General features: G+C 38.3%; 16 protein-coding genes. 5 read left to right on the plus strand and 11 right to left on the minus strand.

The features are described from left to right. The first annotated feature begins 23 nt into the window (after positions 1-23). Positions 24-1,253: a M16 family metallopeptidase gene (locus LY11_RS05545; protein WP_111632744.1), complete on the plus strand. Its 1,230-nt coding sequence runs from the start codon at positions 24-26 to the stop codon at positions 1,251-1,253. A gap of 122 nt (positions 1,254-1,375) precedes the next feature. Then, on the plus strand, positions 1,376-1,939 hold the full coding sequence (def, locus tag LY11_RS05550) for a peptide deformylase (RefSeq protein WP_111632745.1): 564 nt from the start codon (positions 1,376-1,378) through the stop codon (positions 1,937-1,939). On the opposite strand, the gene LY11_RS05555 is transcribed toward def, so the two are convergent. Genes LY11_RS05555 through LY11_RS05565 form a run of 3 tightly spaced genes read right to left on the minus strand, consistent with a single transcriptional unit; the run spans position 1,936 to position 3,988 of the window. After that, on the minus strand, positions 1,936-2,580 hold the full coding sequence (locus LY11_RS05555; protein ID WP_111632746.1) for a hypothetical protein: 645 nt from the start codon (positions 2,578-2,580) through the stop codon (positions 1,936-1,938). The two genes, def and LY11_RS05555, sit on opposite strands and share 4 nt — an antisense overlap. Before the next feature lie 53 nt (positions 2,581-2,633). Next, positions 2,634-2,879, minus strand: a complete 246-nt coding sequence (locus LY11_RS05560; RefSeq protein WP_111632747.1) for a NifU family protein — start codon at positions 2,877-2,879, stop codon at positions 2,634-2,636. Positions 2,880-2,911: 32 nt separating this feature from the next. After that, complete coding sequence (locus tag LY11_RS05565; protein WP_111632748.1) at positions 2,912-3,988, minus strand: Mrp/NBP35 family ATP-binding protein; 1,077 nt, start codon at positions 3,986-3,988, stop codon at positions 2,912-2,914. Positions 3,989-4,106: 118 nt separating this feature from the next. Between LY11_RS05565 and LY11_RS05570 the strand changes: the two genes are divergently transcribed. The 3 genes from LY11_RS05570 (at position 4,107) to LY11_RS05580 (ending at position 7,541) form a co-directional block, all read left to right on the plus strand. Beyond that, a complete protein-coding gene (locus tag LY11_RS05570) occupies positions 4,107-6,254 on the plus strand; it encodes a transglycosylase domain-containing protein (protein WP_111632749.1) in 2,148 nt (715 codons plus the stop codon). A gap of 15 nt (positions 6,255-6,269) precedes the next feature. Then, positions 6,270-6,815, plus strand: coding sequence for a hypoxanthine phosphoribosyltransferase (gene hpt, locus LY11_RS05575; RefSeq protein ID WP_317047979.1), 546 nt, complete (start codon positions 6,270-6,272; stop codon positions 6,813-6,815). Between the two features lie 66 nt (positions 6,816-6,881). Next, on the plus strand, positions 6,882-7,541 hold the full coding sequence (locus tag LY11_RS05580; protein ID WP_111632751.1) for a phosphatidylserine decarboxylase family protein: 660 nt from the start codon (positions 6,882-6,884) through the stop codon (positions 7,539-7,541). 338 nt (positions 7,542-7,879) lie between these two features. Here the strand turns inward: LY11_RS05580 and rplS are convergent, their stop codons facing one another. From rplS to LY11_RS05620, 8 genes are all read right to left on the minus strand, one after another. Further along, positions 7,880-8,227: a 50S ribosomal protein L19 gene (gene rplS / locus LY11_RS05585; protein ID WP_041883657.1), complete on the minus strand. Its 348-nt coding sequence runs from the start codon at positions 8,225-8,227 to the stop codon at positions 7,880-7,882. Positions 8,228-8,392: 165 nt separating this feature from the next. Continuing rightward, positions 8,393-8,665, minus strand: coding sequence for a hypothetical protein (locus LY11_RS05590; protein WP_245952620.1), 273 nt, complete (start codon positions 8,663-8,665; stop codon positions 8,393-8,395). A 166-nt stretch (positions 8,666-8,831) separates the two neighbouring features. Then, positions 8,832-9,509, minus strand: a complete 678-nt coding sequence (gene trmD / locus LY11_RS05595) for a tRNA (guanosine(37)-N1)-methyltransferase TrmD (protein WP_111632752.1) — start codon at positions 9,507-9,509, stop codon at positions 8,832-8,834. A gap of 9 nt (positions 9,510-9,518) precedes the next feature. After that, positions 9,519-10,046, minus strand: coding sequence for a ribosome maturation factor RimM (gene rimM / locus LY11_RS05600; RefSeq protein ID WP_111632753.1), 528 nt, complete (start codon positions 10,044-10,046; stop codon positions 9,519-9,521). 91 nt (positions 10,047-10,137) lie between these two features. Beyond that, positions 10,138-10,701, minus strand: coding sequence for a 30S ribosomal protein S16 (locus tag LY11_RS05605; RefSeq protein WP_111632754.1), 564 nt, complete (start codon positions 10,699-10,701; stop codon positions 10,138-10,140). 135 nt (positions 10,702-10,836) lie between these two features. Further along, positions 10,837-11,820, minus strand: a complete 984-nt coding sequence (gene pfkA / locus LY11_RS05610) for a 6-phosphofructokinase (RefSeq protein ID WP_111632755.1) — start codon at positions 11,818-11,820, stop codon at positions 10,837-10,839. Next, positions 11,820-13,517 (minus strand): protein-disulfide reductase DsbD family protein, encoded by a 1,698-nt coding sequence (locus LY11_RS05615; RefSeq protein WP_111632756.1) that lies wholly within the window; start codon positions 13,515-13,517, stop codon positions 11,820-11,822. Before LY11_RS05615 ends, pfkA begins: the two co-directional genes overlap by 1 nt. A 188-nt stretch (positions 13,518-13,705) precedes the next feature. Continuing rightward, complete coding sequence (locus LY11_RS05620) at positions 13,706-14,155, minus strand: protein-disulfide reductase DsbD domain-containing protein (protein ID WP_111632757.1); 450 nt, start codon at positions 14,153-14,155, stop codon at positions 13,706-13,708. Between the last annotated feature and the right edge of the window lie 4 nt (positions 14,156-14,159).

Here is a 14,159-nt window from a genome sequence, read left to right on the forward strand (position 1 = left end):
GTTCTTCTGTATCTTTGCATAGAATGGAATATAATGTACACACCCTGCCTAACGGCATTCGTCTTCTTCACGTACCCTCTGCATCAGCGATCTCTCACGCTTGTATTATCATCAATAGCGGTTCACGCGATGAGACTGAAAGCCAGGCTGGATTAGCCCATTTTATTGAGCATCTAATTTTTAAACGCACAGAAAAAAGGAATACAAACCAGATTTTGAATAGACTGGAAAGTGTTGGGGCAGATTTAAATGCCTATACGACGAAAGAATATACCTGCATTCATGCTTCTTTTCTACACCCTTACCTGGACAGAACACTGGAACTTTTCAATGATATTGTATTCCATTCTACCTTCCCGGAAGAGGAAATGGACAAGGAAAAAGGAGTAATTTTAGATGAGATCGCATCTTACCTTGATCAGCCCGAAGAGGCTATTTATGATGATTTTGAGGATATGGTGTTCGCGGACCATGCTTTAGGAAGAAATATTCTGGGTACGACAGAAAGTGTAAATAAGCTTTCTCAGCAGGATATTAAGGATTTTATTGCAGCAAATTATCATACTGATAAAATCGTTGTTGCAGTACTGGGGGATTACTCTTTACCTAAGGCTGTTAAAATCTTTACTAAATATTATGAGGAAATTCCTGAAAATCTGCACCAGGATAACAGAAAAGCACCGGCAAAATCACCGGTAATTACCCGTATCGATCAAAAACCGATTATGCAGGCACATACCATGATTGGTTCTACAGCTTATTCCTTACATCACCCTTTTAAAACTGGCCTGCTCCTGTTGAATAACCTGTTATGTGGCACAGGAATGAGTTCTATCCTGAATTTACAGATCAGAGAAAAGCATGGGATTGCTTATAGCATAGAATCAGGATACAGCCCTTTAAGTGATACAGGTATTTTTACCTTGTATTTTGGTACGGATAAAGAAAAAGTAAACAGGGCGCAATCGCTTATTTACAAAGAATTTAAAAAGATCAGGGAAAATCCTCTGACAGAAGTACAGTTGCAAAAGGCTAAAAATAAGTTTATCGGACAAATTGCATTAGGAGAAGAAAATAGAATAGGATTAATTGTTTCTATGGCAAAAAGCCTGATTGATTACAATAAGATAGATAGTCTGGAAACTGTTTTTCAAAAAATACAAGCTGTGAATACAAAGGATATGGCACAGATTGCCGATGAAATTCTGGACGAAAAGAACCTCAGTGTCTTAACCTTTTATCCATTAGCTTAAGAGCCAGTTTGAAACAGGCACTAATATTTGTACTTTTGTAATATACATTGTTATTGTCAATAAGCAGTAGCAAGATAAATACATATTGTGTGTATTTAAACAGGTCAAAAAAAATTATACAGATGAAATTACCAATTATAGCTTATGGAGATCCGGTTTTAAGAAAGGTGTGCGAGAGCATAGATGAAAACTACCCGGATTTACAAAAACTAATCAGCAATATGTTTGACACCATGTATGCAGCAAGTGGTGTTGGTTTGGCTGCGCCACAGATCGGCCTTCCAATCAGACTGTTCATTGCGGATACTGGTGAGGATGAAGATGGAAAGGAAGGCTTCAAGAGAGTATTTATCAATGCAGTGATTTTGGAAGAAACTGGTGAGCCTTGGGCTTTTACAGAAGGATGTCTGAGTATACCTGAAATCAGAGAAGATGTGTTGCGCAAGCCAAATATCAAAGTTCAGTATTACGATGAAAACTGGGAATTGCATGAAGAAGCATTGTCAGGTATGGCTGCACGCGTTGTACAGCATGAATATGATCATATAGAAGGCAAGTTGTTTACAGATACCTTAAGTCTGTTACGTAAGACCATGCTGAAATCAAAGCTGGATTCAATTTCTAGAGGAGATATTCATGCAGATTACAGAATGAAGTTCCCAAAACAACGCAATAAGAAACGCTAGTTATTATTGTTTTGTCTGCTTTTATCCCCGCTAAAAATCTGCTGCATGAGTTTGCCCCAGGCAAACGGATTTAATAATGGGTTAGATTGTACCAGGTTTTTATTCAGCTCTCTTTCCTGATCTATACGGAAATTAGTTGAAGATATCTCTCCAGCATCCCTGGGGAGATATTGAATTTTCCCATTAATGGAATGTGAAGACATGTTCTTCCGTGCAATTTCCATATCATCATCAGCCACCTTCATTGCCAGAAAGTCTTTCGTGAACTCCTCCACAGTAGCCCATGGATAAACACGTACAGCAGGAAGATAAACGATTTCTGATTTCATTTTTACCATCGCTGTATACTTCGAATCTTTAATATCAGCCGGAATAAGAACCACTTTGTCAGTGTATCCAATGGCGTTATAAATTAAAGTATCTCCCGGATGGGCCACAAAAGAAAAATAGCCCTTATAATTGGCAGCATAACGCTGATCCTGGTTAGTTTTATTGGTTATAGTCACGTAAGGGACAACAAAACTACTGTCCCTGTCTGTTATAATCCCAGAAAATTGGATCAATTTCTTTCCTGAAGGCGTTTGTTGTGCAAACAGCCCCGCAGTAAAAAAAATCAAAACGACCGTAAAGATGTATTTCATCGTACAAAAATAACTGTAATTCTTACAGTGACTAGTTAAATTTTGTTAAATGGCTAAACTGATTCAGTCAGGTTAATAGCTTCAACCGCAGTAATTTGCGGTACCGCCTTCATGATAGCCTGCTCAATTCCTGCTTTCATGGTCATAAAACTCATTTTGCAAGATCCGCAGTTCCCCAATAACTTCAATTTAACAACATTATCCGCCGTAATTTCTTCTATCGCAACATCACCACCATCAGCCTTAAGATAAGGACGGATAGTTTCTAATGCTTGTTCTACTTGTTCTTTTAAATCCATGATATATTTTAAAATATAAATTTACTAATTTTTTAGCAATCTGACCGCAACGCATTATTAATTGCAATCTGTTGTGCAATCTTTCCAGCCATTTCTGAAAATGCAATTGAGGTCTGACTCTCTTTATTCATCGCAATAGGCGTACCACTATCTCCACCTTCCGTAATTCCCTGTACAAGAGGTATTTCACCTAGGAAAGGAACATCAAAAGAAGCTGCCAAAGCCTTTCCGCCATCTTTCCCGAAAATATAATACTTGTTTTCAGGCAATTCTTCCGGGGTAAAGTAAGCCATATTCTCAATTACTCCCAATACCGGAATATTAATACCCGGCATCCTGAACATGGCAAGCCCTTTTCTGGTATCTGCTAAAGCTACTTGCTGAGGTGTTGTCACAATAACCGCACCTGCAATCGGGAAACTTTGGGTAATGGTAATATGAATGTCCCCGGTTCCGGGAGGAAGATCCACGATCAGGTAATCCAGCTCACCCCAGTCTGCATCATTGAACAATTGTTTAATTGCATTGGATGCCATTGGTCCGCGCCATGGTACAGGCTGATCCGGATCGGCAAAAAAACCTAACGATAAAAGCTTAATTCCATATTTTTCAATTGGCAGGATCAGTGTTTTTCCTTCTGGTGTTTCTCTTGCACTTGGTTTGGCACCCAAAAGACCAAACATAGTCGGCACCGAAGGCCCATAAATATCAGCGTCAATTAAACCAACTTTAGCTCCATCTGCTGCCAGCGTAACAGCAAGGTTACTCGCCACTGTAGATTTTCCTACTCCTCCTTTACCTGAAGATACTAAAATGATATTTTTAATATCCTTCAGCTGGGTTGTATCATTTGGCTTGGTTACTCTTGAAGTGATTTTTATATTTATTTCCGCCTCCTTGTCTACAAAATGCTTAATGGCATTAAGGCAGGCATTTTTAAGCATGTCCTTCATTGGACAGGCTGGAGTGGTCAGTTCTAAGGTAAAACTAATTTTTTTATCTTCGATGCTTAGTTCCTTAATCATGTTCAATGTCACCAGATCTTTTTTAAGATCAGGGTCTTCGACATTTCTTAAAGCAGCTAAAACTTGTTCGTTGCTAATATTCATTGCCCAAAATTAACAAAAGGAGGTTACAATTAATTGATTTTAGGCTTTTTAAGTGTAATTTTAACACGAAATAAACATTTGCATTTAACGTTAAGCAATTAAACATCTATTTTACAGCATGCGTCTTCCAAAAATAAACATCCCTAAAAAATACATCAAAGCAGGTGCATGGGTTCTAGGGGTATTTCTTGTATTAATTGCCATCCTTGGTTCTATTGCTTATAGCAAAAGAGAGGCCTTACTGAAACAAATGATAGCTAAGGCTATTAAAAAGGCGGATACTGACTATGGATTAGCCATAAAAATTGAAAATGCTGGCTTTAAAGGCTTGAGCACTGTACAGATGAAAAACATTTCTGTAGTTCCTAAAGACCGTGATACTTTATCTACAGTTGCTGATCTTACCATTGGTGTGAAGTTACTCCCATTGCTTTTTGGAGACGTTAAACTGGCCGAGGTTGCTTTAAATACGGGTACAGTAAATGTTGTATTGAAAGATAGTCTGACCAACCTGGATTTTATTCTGAAAAGAAAAAAGAAAGATAAAAAAGATAATAAAGCAAAAATCGATCTGAGCGAAATTGCGCATGACATCCTCAACCAGGTACTGAATAAAATCCCGGATGATATGGAAATGAAAAATTTGCGGTTTACATTAAATGATAACGATACTGCAAAACTAAATTTTCTGACTACAACAGCCACAATTGACGGGGGAGATTTAAAATCAACCATTCTGGTCAATGATAATGAGGCGACCTGGCATATTAATGGTAAACTGAAGCCGGGTAAAAAGCAAATGGACGTGCTGTTCTTTGCGGATGGCAAAAAAGTCGAATTGCCTTACCTGGAAAATAAACTGCACGCAAAACTAAGTTTTGACACAGTCAGAACCGAAATGAAAAGTGCAGAGTATAGCGGTGATAATTTCAAGATCACAGGCTCCTGGTCAGTTAAAAACTTATTAATCAACCATTCGAAGATCGCTTCCAATGATATTATTGTGAAGGATGCTAAGATTGATGCAGACATGCTGATCGGGCCAAATTTTGTGGCACTGGACAGTACTTCAACAGTATTCCTGAAAGACGCTGCCATCCATCCTTATCTAAAATATACGCTGTCTCCGGATAAAATTTATGAAGTAAAGCTTCATGCGGACGAACAGGATGCACAAGCAGTTTTAAATGCTTTTCCAGAAGGTTTATTTGAATCTCTGGATGGGCTACAGGTTAAGGGGAAAATTAAATATGACCTTAATTTTTATCTGGACAGCAGTACTCCTGACAGTCTAAAGTTCAATTCTACACTGACACCTTATAATTTCAAAATAGTTAAATGGGGTAAACTAAACCTGCAAAAGATCAATGAGACTTTTATATATACCCCTTATGAGTATGGAAAACCGATGCGCGATATTACAATCGGACCATCTAACCCTAATTACACACCTCTTTCTGAAATTTCCAGTAATTTCAAGAATGCACTGCTGACTTCAGAAGATCCTTCTTTTTATACACATAAGGGGTTTGTTGAAGAGTCTATCCGTAAATCGTTCGTGATTAATTTCAAAGAGAAGAAATTTGTGAGGGGAGGAAGTACGATCTCCATGCAGCTGGTAAAAAATGTGTTCTTAAGCAGACAAAAAACCCTTGCACGTAAAGCGGAAGAAATACTGATTGTCTGGTTAATAGAGAATAACCGTCTGATTAGTAAACAGAGAATGCTTGAGGTCTATTTCAACATCATTGAAATGGGTAAAAATATCTATGGAATAGGTGAGGCATCACGCCAGTATTTCGGAAAAAGTCCTTCACAACTAAGTATTGGTGAGGGGATATTCCTGGCTAATATTGTTCCCCGCCCTAAAATAGCGATGTTTAAGTTTCGGGGTGATGGCGGCTTGAAAGACTATATGCTGCCTTATTTCAGGTATATGGGCAGAATCATGGCTAAACGCGGTTTAACGCCTGCCGACACCAGCGGTTATGGTTTTTATAACGTTAGATTAAGAGAAGGTTTGCGCCGTTATCTGCTGCCGGATTCAGCAAAAGTTGATACTGCTGCCTTTGACACAGATACTGATGCGCCCGTGAAAATGCAGGATGAATCAAAAAATCTTTTTGACAGGTTATTTGGCAGATCTAAAAAGGATAAAGACACCACAAACAAACAATTAACAGTACAGGATACCGTAAAAAAAACAAGAAAAGAGTTGCGAAGGGAACGACGGGAAAAACGCCGTCTGGAAAAAGAAGCCAATTAACTTCGCCATAAAGAAATGATGAATACGATAGAAGTTGGAGATAGAAAGTTCGGGATATCGATCACGAACGAACGCATTAATGAGCGTACAAAAGAAATTGCAGCGCAAATCAATGCTGAATATAAAGATAAACGCCCGCTTTTTATTGGGGTATTGAATGGTAGCTTCTTATTTATGGCAGATTTGCTTAAGGAAACAGAAATCCCTTGTGAAGTAGCCTTTATGAAGGTTTCAAGCTATAAAGGCGGGCTAACCAGCAGCGGAGAATTGAAAGAGATATTTGGTTTGCCGGACAATCTAAAGGGCCGCCACCTGGTTTTAGTAGAGGATATTGTGGATACAGGCCTGACCTTAAAATATATATTAGAAAAGGTTTATTTGCAGCAGCCTGCGTCTGTGCGTGTATGCAGCCTGCTTTTCAAGCCAGAAGCCATACTGTCACCGATTAAAGAGCTTGAATATGTAGGCTTTGAAATCCCGAATGAATTTGTGGTAGGCTATGGGCTGGATTACGATGAATTAGGCAGAAATCTTAAACACATTTACCGTACAATTTCCTGATCGTTATTCTTTAGCTTGATTCCCGTATATTTTTCACAATTTTGCATCAAACATATTTATATTTAAATGACAATACATAAAGAAGGTTATACAACCATCGCACTCTCTCTCCTTTTTATCTTCGTCCTCAATGCCATTATTGACTACAGATTTGCTGATGTAACCTGGTTAAGGTGGGCAGTGTATATTGCTTCATTCGCGCTATTCATTACTGTGCTCCAGTTTTTCAGAAATCCATCCAGACCATTCGTGAGTGGCGGGAACCTGATCATCTGCCCGGCTGACGGAAAAGTTGTTGTAATTGAAGAAACTCAGGAAAATGAATATTTCAAAGACAAAAGATTACAGGTTTCTATATTTATGTCTCCTGTAAACGTACATATAAACAGAAATCCAATTGCTGGGGTCGTTAAATTTTTCAAATATCATCCTGGAAAATATCTTGCGGCATGGAATCCAAAATCTTCTACGGAAAATGAGCGTACAACAGTTGTTGTAGAGCACGCAAACGGAACACCGGTACTATTCAGACAAATTGCAGGAGCACTTGCCAGAAGGATTGTATGGTATGTTAAAGAAGGTGATGTAGTGGAACAGAGCAAAGAATTCGGCTTTATTAAATTCGGGTCCAGAGTAGATATATTTCTTCCTGTTGGTACAAAAGTTAACCTGGAACTGAACCAGGTAGTTAAGGGTGGGATTACTATTCTTGGCGAACTCGCTTAGTTCAAGAGCGCAAAGCAAACAAAAAGGGTCAATGATTGATGTATGTGTACATCAATCATTGACCCTTTTTGTTTTTATCGGATTTCTTTATCAGACTAAAAGCTTTCCGGTCATTTGGATGAACTTTAAAAGGCACGATGCGGTTTATAACTAAAGAAACCTTATTGATAGCTTTACATCGCTTTATTCAAAGCCTCTTCCCACTATACAGGTGTTGTGTAGCGGAAGGTTAAAGGGAACAATCCTGCAGAGAATCGGCAAAACTTTATACTGAGGCAGGTACAAACAAAAAAACCTCCCCGACAGAATCGGGAAGGCCTATATATTTTGTAGAGAAATTAAACTCTCTTAGACTTGATACGAGCTGCTTTACCAGTCAATTCACGAAGATAGAACAACTTAGCTCTACGCACCTTACCGTGACTGTTAACTTCAATTTTAGCGATGTTTGGCGAGTTAATTGGGAAGATACGCTCTACTCCAACTCCATTAGACATTTTACGAACAGTAAACGTCTCATTAGCACCTACGCTGTTACGTTGTAAGACTACACCTTGGTAAATTTGAACACGTTCTTTATTACCTTCGCGAATTTTATAGTGAACACTCACTGTATCTCCTGATTTGAATGCAGGAAACTCGTTCTTTGCGATTACCTGCTCTTCAACAAATTTTACTAAATCCATGATTTTAAGCTATTAAGCCGACTTTTTGTTGTTTAAAATCGGACTGCAATATTAGGAATTTTATTTAATAAAAAAAAGTGATTCTTGTTTTTTTTCAACATTCTTTACGAAATCCACAATAATTCATCTTTTTTTTATTTGTCAATATGTATTAAATTATTCTTGTCATTGGCCTTTAAGCAATTGCACAAGGCTTTTTCCATTCATTTTTGTGTTTTCCAATGCTCCGCTTTCTGCGTCAAATAAAATTTCCATGAGTTTAACTTTTTCATAGGGGACGTCCTGGCTTTCTCCAATTTTTATCCTCCGGTAATTATGAAACGTATTCATCGAGATATTCAACAATTTAGGAATCATTTTCATTGCAAACTTATATTCCTTAACGGTAAGCTTGTCTAAGAAATAATTGATCTTATACTTATCTATACTTTCACTCATTCTTATTGAATTTATTTACACGATTTACGAGAGACCTGCTAAACAGGCCACAAATGTTATTTCGTAAATATATAAATAATTTCACCTGTAAATAACTAATTAGGTAAATAAATTATTTATTAAAGAATTAAAAGATTTTGCAGAGAATAATATTTACAGAAACCAGCTAGTCTTCCAGCAGATCCGGACGACGCTTCAGCGTACGCGCCAGAGCCTGCTCATGCCTCCAGTTATTAATCTTTAACTCATGTCCGCTCAAAAGGATTTCAGGCACCTGGTGACCTTTATAATCAGCAGGACGGGTATACAAGGGAGCGTCAAGCAGGCCGCCCTGAAAACTATCGCTCAAAGCTGACGTTTCATCATTCAATACACCTGGTATTAACCTTACTATAGCATCTACAAGAACTGCTGCAGGTAATTCCCCTCCTGATAAAACGTAATCCCCGATAGAAATTTCACGTGTCACATAAATATCACGGATCCGCTGGTCAATTCCTTTATAATGACCGCATAAAATGATCACGTTTTCCATACCTGATAATTCATTGGCCATAGACTGGTCCAATGTTACACCATCTGGTGTCATGAAAATAACCTCATCGTATGTCCTTTGCTCTTTTAGTGCATCAATACAACGCGCAAAAGGTTCAATCGACATAACCATCCCGCTGCCACCACCATAAGGATAATCATCTACGCTACGTTGTTTGTTCGTGGAGTAATCTCTCAGGCTGTGCACTACTATTTCGGCAATCCCCTTAGTTTGTGCCCGCTGCAAAATAGAATGCGCGAAAGGGCTTTGCAGTAAATCAGGTAAAACCGTTATGATATCAAAACGCATAAGTTTAAATTAATTAGACAGGTAAATATCAAGCAGGCCATCCGGAAGCTTAACAAGCAATGTACTCGCATCTTCATCAATCTCAACAATCATATCATCATTTAATGGAAACATGATTTCCTTTTCCTGATAAGAAACTGTAGCCACAAACTGCTGAGGATATTCATTGACTTCAAGAATTTCGCCCAGTTCGCCATGCGTTTCATCCGTAACAATAAAACCGACCAGGTCAGTATAATGAAAATCATCATCGTCTCTGTTAGGCATCTTACTGATTGGCAAATAAACCTTTTTCTTCAGCAGAGGCTGTGCTTTGTCAATGTGGTCGATGTCATCCAGATAAATATTCCCAGTGTTGTTAGGTTGCATTTTAAAAGCCGAAACGAAAAAAGGAACCATCTTACCATTCATTTCTGCAAATATGACATCAAGGTCCAGTAAACCTGGTTCATCATATTCAAAGTATAGCTGAAGTTCGCCTTTTAATCCCTTTGTTTTAGTAAAATACCCTATATAAAATGCCTCTTCGTGCGTCATTAAAATCTAAATCAATTATTACATTAAATAAAAATAGCGAAGAAAACCTTCAGATGAAGGATTCTTCGCTATAATCAAGAATTACAAATTACTATGCTTCTTCTTCTTTTGTTTCTTCTGTTGCAGGAGCTTCTTCAGTTGTTTCTTCAGCCGCAGGAGTTTCCTCTGCTTCTTCAGCTACAACTTCTTCTGCTACTGGTGCATTTTTCAATGCGATAGCAGCACCACGGTCTGCATTTTTCTTAGCTTCAGCAGCAAGAGCAGTTTTCTTAACTTCATCTTTAGATTTAGTCAAACTGTCTTTTTTGCCTTCGATTTTACTGTCTTTAGCTACTAACCATTCAGCAAATTTAGCTTCTGCCTGTTCTTCAGTTAAAGCGCCTTTTTTAACACCACCTTGTAAGTGTTTTTTGTACAAAATACCTTTGTGAGATAAAATAGTACGGCAAGTATCCGTAGGCTCAGCACCTTTGTTTACCCAGTCTAATGTTTTTTCGAAATTAATTTCGATAGTAGCAGGATTGGTGTTTGGGTTGTATGAACCTAAACGCTCAATAAATTTACCATCTCTCGGTGCGCGTGAATCTGCTACCACTACGTGGAAAAAAGGTTTGCTCTTTTTACCGAATCTTTGCAATCTGATTTTAGTTGCCATTTCTTTATAAGTTTATGTATTCAACATAGTTCCCGGAGCTTCATGCTAGCGGGGATGCAAAAGTAAGTAAAATACTAATGATAAGCAAGATGCCACAAAATTAATGCTCAATTGACTATTTAAGCACATTAATTTCTACAAAGAAAGGATCTCTACCAGTTTTAACCAGACCGGAGTTACCTCTTCTGCATCGATATGTTTGATTGCATGATCAAAAGGAGTAAACAAGATTTCTTTGTTTATTTGACCAACCATACCACCTGATCTGCCCTCCAGCAGGCCTTCTACGGCTGCTACACCAAAACGGCTTGCTAATACCCGATCCATACAGCTTGGCTTGCCGCCACGTTGTATGTGCCCCAAAACAGAGACACGAATATCATAATTAGGGAAGTTCTCTTTTAATACCTCTCCAACATTAAAAGCTCCGCCTACTTCATCACCTTCTGCAACAATTATAATTTTAGACGACTTATCTTTCCTGCCGTACTCTAATCTTTTGATCAATCCTTCTACGCCCATATTGGCTTCAGGAATCATAATAGCTTCGGCACCGACACCAATTCCGCTTCTTAAAGCAATCAGTCCGGAATCCCTGCCCATTACTTCTACAATAAAAAGCCTGTCATGTGACTCTGCAGTATCTCTGATCTTATCAATGGCATTCACTACAGTATTAATTGCAGTATCATAACCAATCGTAAAATCTGTTCCTGCAAGATCATTGTCTATCGTACCCGGCAAGCCAATCACTGGAAAATCAAATTCACTGGTAAACAAATTTGCTCCTGTAAAAGTACCATCACCACCAATTACAACCATTGCATCAATATTGTGCAGTTTTAATTGGTCATAAGCTTTTTGTCTTCCTTCTTTAGTCCGGAAATCATCGCTCCGTGCTGTTTTAAGAATGGTACCACCACGCTGTATAATATTCGCTACGGATTTCCGGTCCATGGGGATAAAATCTCCATTAATTAGCCCTTCATATCCTCTAAGTACTCCTGAAACATTTAAATCATAATATATTCCCGCTCTGACTACTGCCCTTATGGCAGCATTCATACCGGGTGCGTCTCCCCCTGATGTTAATACAGCAATGTTTTTAATTTTATTCATTATTTCTTGGATGCTTTAAATTTATCAAGTCCGCTTTGTAAATAAGCGGCGTATTCTTTAGCGTCAAAAATTGCACCCTGAGGGGCAACTAAAGGAACCAGATCATGCCCGCCAAGGACATAAAAAGGTTGTGAGTTAGAATTATAGGTTGTGGCCTGAAAATCGCCATTCCAACGACCCAGATCATCTGTAGTAGTCCTTAAAATTTTAGAGTAATGTACTTTCTCTGGTGGCATTTTAACAGAGCGCTCATCCACATATAATTGTATAAGAACATATTCATCTTTAATTAAATGACCAACCTGTGGATCTATCCATACCTTATCTTCCATTTTCCGGCAGTTTACACAAGCATGTCCCGTAAAATCTATCAGCACTGGTTTATTTACTTTTTTTGCATAAGCCAAGCCTTCATCCAGGTCAAAGAATGCGTTAAAACCATGTGGGGGGTGTAAAACATCATTATATTTAACTACAGCAGGAAAATCAGATGTTGACTGTGAATTTCCACCACTATTATTCCCACCCAGAATGAAATCCTGCGTATTTAAAGGAGGTGCAATTCCACTTAAGATATTAACCGGCGCTCCCCAAAGCCCAGGAACAAGGTACATCGCAAAGGAAAAAGAGAGGATAGCGAAAAACAAACGTGGAACAGAAACATAAGGGACATCGCTGTCATGTGAAAACTTAATCTTTCCAAGAATATAAATACCCATCAGGAAGAAAATCACAATCCATAAAACCAGGAAGATCTCTCTGTCAAACCACTCCCAGTGCCAAACCAGGTCTGCCGCTGACAAGAATTTTAAGGCCAGCGCAAGTTCAAGGAAACCAAGACAAACTTTTACACTGTTTAACCAGCCACCCGATTTAGGCATGCTGCTTAAGAAACCAGGAAATATCGCTGATAAGGTAAAAGGTAGTGCTAAAGCCAGTGCAAATCCAAACATTCCTATTGCAGGAGCCAGAATTTCACCTTTAGAGCTTGCCTGAACCAATAATGTTCCTATGATAGGTCCTGTACAAGAGAATGAAACAAGCGCTAAAGAAGCCGCCATAAAAAATATTCCTCCCAAGCCTTTAGTATCATCTGCTTTCTGATCAATTTTATTAACGAAAGAACTTGGTAAAGTAATTTCAAAAGCACCGAAAAACGAGATCGCAAAAACAATCAGTAAGATAAAGAAGGTAAAGTTAAACCATCCGCTGCTGCTGAGTTCATTCAATTTAGCTGAACCAAAAAGCAGTGTAATCAATAACCCGAAAGCTACATAAATGACAATAATAGATAGGCCATAAATCACCGCCTGTCCAATTCCCTTTTTTCTGCTGCCCGCTTTTTTAGTAAAGAAACTGACTGTAAGCGGTACCATTGGGAAAATACAAGGCATTAAGAAAGCAATAAAACCGCCGATCAACCCCTGTATAAAGGTTTGCCACAATGTTTTTTCCTGCTCTGTTTGCTGTATTTCCTTCACAGGTTTAACCACAGCGGCAGCCTTTACTGTATCTTTTTTGACACTATCTTTAACAATAGCGTTAGCCGCGCTGTCTGCCGAAGATCCAATTTCGGTAAACTGAATATCATCGCTTACTAGAGTAGAATCATGACTTTGTATCAAAGCAAAACTCTGGCTGGACTGCATTAAAAGCACCGTAAGCACCAAGCCAAGCATTAAAATTAACTTTTTCATTCTCATGTTTTTTAACCTGATTGGGTATTACCCCGTTCTATAAGGCTGTGAAATTACTTATAATTTCTTGTTTAAAAAGGTTTGAATTACCGGATAGCTAATATTTTACTATACTTCGATATTCGATAGAAAAAGACAAAAAAAAAGAGCGCCAGAAATTCTGACGCTCTTCAATAGTCCTTATAAATCTATTTGACTTGTACAGAAAACTTCACTTCATCCGGAGGAAGACATTTTGAAGCATCACAAACCATAAATTCGATAGTACCAGTTACCACTGTCGCTGGTTTATTTAATTTAATTTTTTGCTGGAACACAACCTGGTTCACGAAATAACCAACGTTCATATCAAAAACCTTCTCAAATTTAGAAAGTGCTTTAGGTTCTGCTGTAGTTCCCACTTTAGTAAAATCTTTTGACGGATTAAACTTAATAGTTGTTTTAACAGGCCCTCCTGGCTTTACAGTTTGAGAATAGATATGCCACCCATCCTGAATAGTTGCTTTAAGATAAACGATGGCTTCTGTTTTGCTGATCTTCTTTTGTGCATAAGACCAGGTCACCGGATTCTCGATCTGAGCAGAAGCTCCAAGAATCGTGAAAAACAATAAGGCAAATACTAAGGTTATTCTTTTCATGTTT

It is taken from the genome of Pedobacter cryoconitis (assembly GCF_003259615.1).
Lineage (GTDB): Bacteria > Bacteroidota > Bacteroidia > Sphingobacteriales > Sphingobacteriaceae > Pedobacter > Pedobacter cryoconitis.

Bases quoted from the DNA above. Each gene is read 5' to 3' on its own strand.
- rplS (WP_041883657.1), bottom strand. From the start codon at position 8,227: ATGGATTTAGTAAAATTTGTTGAAGAGCAGGTAATCGCAAAGAACGAG.
- trmD (WP_111632752.1), bottom strand. From the start codon at position 9,509: ATGCGTTTTGATATCATAACGGTTTTACCTGATTTACTGCAAAGCCCT.
- LY11_RS05580 (WP_111632751.1), top strand. From the start codon at position 6,882: ATGACAATACATAAAGAAGGTTATACAACCATCGCACTCTCTCTCCTT.
- LY11_RS05560 (WP_111632747.1), bottom strand. From the start codon at position 2,879: ATGGATTTAAAAGAACAAGTAGAACAAGCATTAGAAACTATCCGTCCT.
- LY11_RS05615 (WP_111632756.1), bottom strand. From the start codon at position 13,517: ATGAAAAAGTTAATTTTAATGCTTGGCTTGGTGCTTACGGTGCTTTTA.
- LY11_RS05555 (WP_111632746.1), bottom strand. From the start codon at position 2,580: ATGAAATACATCTTTACGGTCGTTTTGATTTTTTTTACTGCGGGGCTG.
- rimM (WP_111632753.1), bottom strand. From the start codon at position 10,046: ATGACGCACGAAGAGGCATTTTATATAGGGTATTTTACTAAAACAAAG.
- LY11_RS05590 (WP_245952620.1), bottom strand. From the start codon at position 8,665: ATGAGTGAAAGTATAGATAAGTATAAGATCAATTATTTCTTAGACAAG.
- pfkA (WP_111632755.1), bottom strand. From the start codon at position 11,820: ATGAATAAAATTAAAAACATTGCTGTATTAACATCAGGGGGAGACGCA.
- LY11_RS05605 (WP_111632754.1), bottom strand. From the start codon at position 10,701: ATGGCAACTAAAATCAGATTGCAAAGATTCGGTAAAAAGAGCAAACCT.
- hpt (WP_317047979.1), top strand. From the start codon at position 6,270: ATGATGAATACGATAGAAGTTGGAGATAGAAAGTTCGGGATATCGATC.
- LY11_RS05620 (WP_111632757.1), bottom strand. From the start codon at position 14,155: ATGAAAAGAATAACCTTAGTATTTGCCTTATTGTTTTTCACGATTCTT.
- LY11_RS05565 (WP_111632748.1), bottom strand. From the start codon at position 3,988: ATGAATATTAGCAACGAACAAGTTTTAGCTGCTTTAAGAAATGTCGAA.
- LY11_RS05570 (WP_111632749.1), top strand. From the start codon at position 4,107: ATGCGTCTTCCAAAAATAAACATCCCTAAAAAATACATCAAAGCAGGT.
- LY11_RS05545 (WP_111632744.1), top strand. From the start codon at position 24: ATGGAATATAATGTACACACCCTGCCTAACGGCATTCGTCTTCTTCAC.
- def (WP_111632745.1), top strand. From the start codon at position 1,376: ATGAAATTACCAATTATAGCTTATGGAGATCCGGTTTTAAGAAAGGTG.